Genomic DNA, 4765 nt, shown 5'->3' with positions numbered 1-4765 from the left:
GGCCCGTCTCGGCAGGGCCCCTCTCGGCGCGAGCTCCCTGCGGCTCGAGGGCGGCGGGCGGGGCGGACTGCTCGGCCGGGGGCTGTACGGCGGCCTCGGGCTGGGGTGTTTTGCAGGACGCCTCGGCCAGGGTGACGGTGCCGTCGACCTCCGCGACGTTCAGCTTCAACGGGTCGACGGAGACCTTGAGTTCGAGGGCGGTGGCGGCGGCGTTGCGGGCCGTGGTCCGGGTGTTGTCGAGGTCCAGGCGCACTTCGCCGACGCCCGGCACCTTGACTTCCGCCGAGCCTTGACCGGTCAGGGCCACGCGCTTGCCGAGCACGGTCACGAAATCGGGCAGGGCGGTCGTGGCGACCGGGTTCTCGCCGACCTCGCAGGTGGCCTTGGCGGTCACCTGCTCGACCTCGATCAGCGACAGCAGCGGCAGGCCGGGGACGTTGAGGCGGGCATGGGCCAGGGTCGTGGCCCCCTCGGCCTTCGTGGCGGCGGTCGTGGCTCTCGCCTCGGCGACCTCCGCGCGCAGCACGCTGAAGGGCCGGCCGCCGTCAACCGCGTCGAGGGTGGCTGTCAGTGTCGTCTTCTCGGCGCTCTGCGGGGCCCGGACGTCATTGAGGGAGACGGCGAGGGGGACATTCACCGACTTGTTCAACAGGGAGACGTCCAGGTCGGTGCGCAGGACGACGGCGCTCGCGCGTCCGTGGTCGTCCGCGGCGTGGGCCGTGCTCACACCGGTCAGTGCCAGGGGTCCGGCGGCGAGTGCCGTGGCAGTCGCGATGGTCACCAGACGAAGTGCGGGCTTGCGGACGGAAAGGCTGTTCACGTTCAGGCTCCCAGGAAAACCGGCTCGGGTCCCGGTGAGAATCGCCCCACCGCGCCTGCGGCTTGAGCGATCTGACGCCGCTTCACTCCAACGTGGCGAGTGCACGGGCGTTTTCGAATTTCCCCGGCGCAGACGTTGCCCATCGCCGTCATGACTATCCGACCACACGCCCGTTCAGTACCACCCGCCGCGGCGACGCCAGCACCCGTACGTCGGCCCGCGGGTCCTCGTCGTAGACGACGAGGTCCGCCGGGGCGCCCTCGTCCAGGCCGGGGCGGCCGAGCCAGGAGCGGGCCGTCCAGGTGCCCGCGGCGAGGGCCTCGACGGGCGGGATGCCGGCGGTGACGAGTTCGCCGACCTCGGCCGCGGCCAGGCCGTGCGCGAGACTGCCGCCGGCGTCGGTGCCGACGAAGACGGGGATCCCGGCGGCGTAGGCGTCCCGCACGGTGTCGTAGCGGCGTTCGTGGAGCCTGCGCATATGGGCCGACCAGCGGGGGAACTTGCTTTCGCCGCCGTCCGCGAGCTGCGGGAACGTCGCGATGTTGACCAGGGTCGGGACGATGGCCACGCCACGTTCGGCGAACAGCGGGATGAGGTCCCCGGTCAGGCCCGTCGCGTGTTCGATGCAGTCGATGCCCGCCTCGACGAGGTCCTTCAGGGAGTCCTCCGCGAAGCAGTGCGCGGTCACCCGAGCGCCCAGGCGGTGGGCCTCGGCGATCGCCGCCTCGACGGCCTCGCGGGGCCAGCACGCCGAGAGGTCGCCGAGGTCGCGGTCGATCCAGTCGCCGACCAGCTTGACCCAGCCGTCGCCGCGCCGGGCCTCCTGGGCGACGTAGGCGACCAGGTCCTCCGGCTCGATCTCCCAGGCGTAGTTGCGGATGTAGCGGCGGGTGCGGGCGATGTGCCGCCCCGCGCGGATGATCTTCGGCAGGTCCTCGCGGTCGTCGATCCAGCGGGTGTCGGAGGGCGAGCCGGCGTCGCGGATGAGGAGGGTGCCCGCGTCCCGGTCGGTCAGGGCCTGCTTCTCCGCGACGTCCTCGGGCACCGGTCCGTGCCGGTCGAGTCCGACGTGGCAGTGCGCGTCGACGAGGCCGGGCAGGGCCCAGCCGACGACCGTGCGGACATCGCGGGCGCCGGCGGGGCGGTCGTAGGAGATGCGGCCGTCGACCATCCACAGCTCGTCCCGGACGTCCTCGGGCCCGACGAGCACCCGCCCCTTCACGTGCAGCACCGTGCGATCGCTCATGCACCGCACCTTAATGAGCCGCCCGCCCGGCCTCGAAGGGGGCCGGTGCCCGGGGGACGCGCCGCGCGGGGGCGCGAGGGCCGCCGGTTACCCTCGATGCGATCGAACCTGTGAGTGAAGAGAGCACTGCCGTGACGCATCCGTTTCTGGACCTGGCCCCGCTCGGCGCGGACCGCTTCGCCGCGATCGAGGACCGTGTGGCGCGGCTGCTGAGCACCGAGCAGGACGTCGTGATCATGCAGGGCGAGGCGCTGCTGCCGCTGGAGGGCGCGATCCGCGCCGCGGCCGGTCCGGGCACGACGGCGCTGAACGTCATCACGGGGCCGTACGGGCAGACCTTCGGCGACTGGCTGCGGGACTGCGGTGCCACGGTGATCGACCTGGCGGTGCCCTTCCACAGCGCGGTCACGGCCGGGGAGATCCGGCAGGCCTTCGCCGAGCACCCGCAGATCGACTTCGTGTCGCTGGTGCACGCGGAGGCGGCGACCGGCAACACCAACCCGGTCGCGGAGATCGGTGAGGTCGTGCGGGCCCACGGCGCCCTGTTCTACCTGGACGCCGTGGCGTCGATCGGGGCCGAGCCGGTGCTGCCGGACGCCTGGGGCGTGGACCTGTGCGTGATCGGCGCGCAGAAGGCGATGGGCGGCCCTGCCGGGGTTTCGGCGGTGTCGGTGAGCGAACGGGCCTGGGCCCGGATGGCCGCCAACCCGAAGGCTCCGCGCCGGTCGTACCTGTCGCTGCTCGACTGGAAGGAGCGGTGGATCGACGGCGGCCGCAGGGCGCTGCTGCACGCGCCCGCGCAGTTGGAGATGCTGGCGCTTCAGGCGTGCGTGGAGCGGATCGAGACGGTGGGACCGGAGGCCGTGATGGCCCGGCACGCGTCCGCCGCCGCGGCGACCCGGGCCGGTGCGGTCGCGCTCGGTGGCGGTCTGGAGCCGTACGTGTACGAGGCCCGGGACGCGGCGCCCGTCGCCACGACCCTGCGGGCACCGTCCGGACTGGTGGCGTCGGAGCTGGTCGGGCGGGCGCTGACGGCGGACCCGGGCGTGCCGCTGGCCGCGGGCGGAGGCACGCTGGCCAAGGAGATGATCCGGGTCAACCACTACGGCGCGGAGGCGACGCCGGGGGCCGTGCGTGCGAGTCTGGCGGCGCTGGGGGCGGCACTGTCCGAGGCGGGTCTGTCGGTCGACGTGGAGGGCGCGCTGCGCGCCGCCGAGGAGGCGTGGCGGTAGCCCCCGACTGAGAGGCTCCGCGGCACCGTTGACGCTCCTGTTGCTGTCAGTGCCCCGTGCCATGCTCGCCGTATGACTGCCGACACACCCGCTGAAGCGCCGGCCCTCCCCGACGGCCGTCCCGTCCCGCACCTCACCGGCGACGAGCGCGCCATGCTCGAAAGCTGGCTGGACTTCCACCGGGCCACGCTGGAGCTGAAATGCTCCGGTCTGGACGACGCGCAGGTGCGGATCGCGGCGGCCGAGCCGTCGTCGCTGACCCTGCTCGGGCTGGTGCAGCACCTCGCCGAGGTCGAGCGGAACTGGTTCCAGCGGGTGGCCGGCGGGGTGGCCGTGGCGCCCGTGTTCGAGGACGCGACCGGCTACTCGCTCGATCCGGCGCGCGGGCTCGCCGAGGCGCTCGGGATCTGGCGGCGGGAGATCGCTCGGGGGCGGGAGCTGTGCGCCGGGCTGCCGCTGGACCACATCGGGCGGGTCGCCGAGGGGCCGGTGCCCGGGATGGAGGTCAGCCTGCGGTGGGTGCTCATCCACATGATCGAGGAGTACGCGCGGCACAACGGTCACGCCGATCTCCTGCGGGAACGCATCGACGGAGTGACCGGGGCCTGAATTCCACGTGCTTTCTGCGATATCTCACATGTAAGCTGGCACACAATTAGCGAATTCTTCCAAGAACAGCTTCCCGTTTTCTTCTGCCCGCTTTTCCAGATCCTAAACGCGCAGATTTGAGGACACTCGGAGGGGAAATTCTGACGCCCACCGCGAGGCCCGCACAGCTGTGACGCGTTACACACTGTGACCATTTTGCCCGGTAATTACCGGGCAATATCGGGCATTCCACCGCCGCTGCGCAGGAACTCTCGCGCTCGCGCGATAACACAGGACGGGCCTCATATGTAACCCCTCTCGGCGATGCAATTTCGAATTTCGCTGGGTAAGTTCAATTCGCATGACTGCCGTACAAGCAGATCCGCAAATCGACCGCCCTACGGTGGCTGACGGAGCCGCACTCTGGCGGATGGCGAAGGACTCGAAGGTTCTCGACCTGAACTCGTCCTACAGCTATCTGCTGTGGTGCCGGGACTTCGCCGCCACCTCGGCCGTCGCCCGCGACGAGCAGGGCGAGCCGATGGGTTTCATCACCGGGTACGTGCGGCCGGACAGCCCGCGCACCCTGCTGGTCTGGCAGGTGGCGGTGGACGAGGCCCACCGCGGGCGCGGACTGGCCGCCGCGCTGCTCGACGGCCTCGTCGCGCGGACCGTGGCCGAGTGCGGGGTGACGACGGTGGAGACCACCATCACCCCGGGCAACACCGCCTCGGAGCGCCTGTTCACGTCGTTCGCCGAGCGCCACGGCGCCCGGCTGGAGCGCGAGGTGCTGTTCGACACGGGCCTGTTCCCCGACGGCCCGCACGACGCAGAGGTGCTGTACCGCATCGGCCCGCTGCCCCACTAAGACTTCCCGCC

The 4765-nt window shown here is 71.6% G+C and carries 5 protein-coding genes; 3 read left to right on the top strand and 2 right to left on the bottom strand.

Features of this window, described 5'->3' with window-relative positions:
- Positions 1-820: SCO1860 family LAETG-anchored protein (locus C1J00_RS38345; protein WP_245936677.1), on the bottom strand; the 820-nt coding region annotated here is incomplete at its 3' end.
- Between the two features lie 154 nt (positions 821-974).
- Positions 975-2066: an amidohydrolase family protein gene (locus tag C1J00_RS38340; protein ID WP_102913511.1), complete on the bottom strand. Its 1092-nt coding sequence runs from the start codon at positions 2064-2066 to the stop codon at positions 975-977.
- Positions 2067-2176: 110 nt separating this feature from the next.
- On the opposite strand from C1J00_RS38340, the gene C1J00_RS38335 reads away from it, so the two are divergent.
- The 3 genes from C1J00_RS38335 (at position 2177) to ectA (ending at position 4754) form a co-directional block, all read left to right on the top strand.
- Positions 2177-3298, top strand: a complete 1122-nt coding sequence (locus tag C1J00_RS38335; RefSeq protein ID WP_245936676.1) for a pyridoxal-phosphate-dependent aminotransferase family protein — start codon at positions 2177-2179, stop codon at positions 3296-3298.
- Between the two features lie 72 nt (positions 3299-3370).
- Complete coding sequence (locus C1J00_RS38330) at positions 3371-3907, top strand: DinB family protein (RefSeq protein WP_102913509.1); 537 nt, start codon at positions 3371-3373, stop codon at positions 3905-3907.
- Positions 3908-4247: 340 nt separating this feature from the next.
- Entirely contained in the window at positions 4248-4754 is a 507-nt protein-coding gene (ectA, locus tag C1J00_RS38325) for a diaminobutyrate acetyltransferase (RefSeq protein WP_102913508.1), read from the top strand.
- Positions 4755-4765 lie beyond the last annotated feature (11 nt).

It is taken from the genome of Streptomyces cahuitamycinicus, from assembly GCF_002891435.1.
In the GTDB taxonomy this organism is placed as follows: domain Bacteria; phylum Actinomycetota; class Actinomycetes; order Streptomycetales; family Streptomycetaceae; genus Streptomyces; species Streptomyces cahuitamycinicus.
This window is presented reverse-complemented; position numbering and strand designations above follow the sequence as displayed.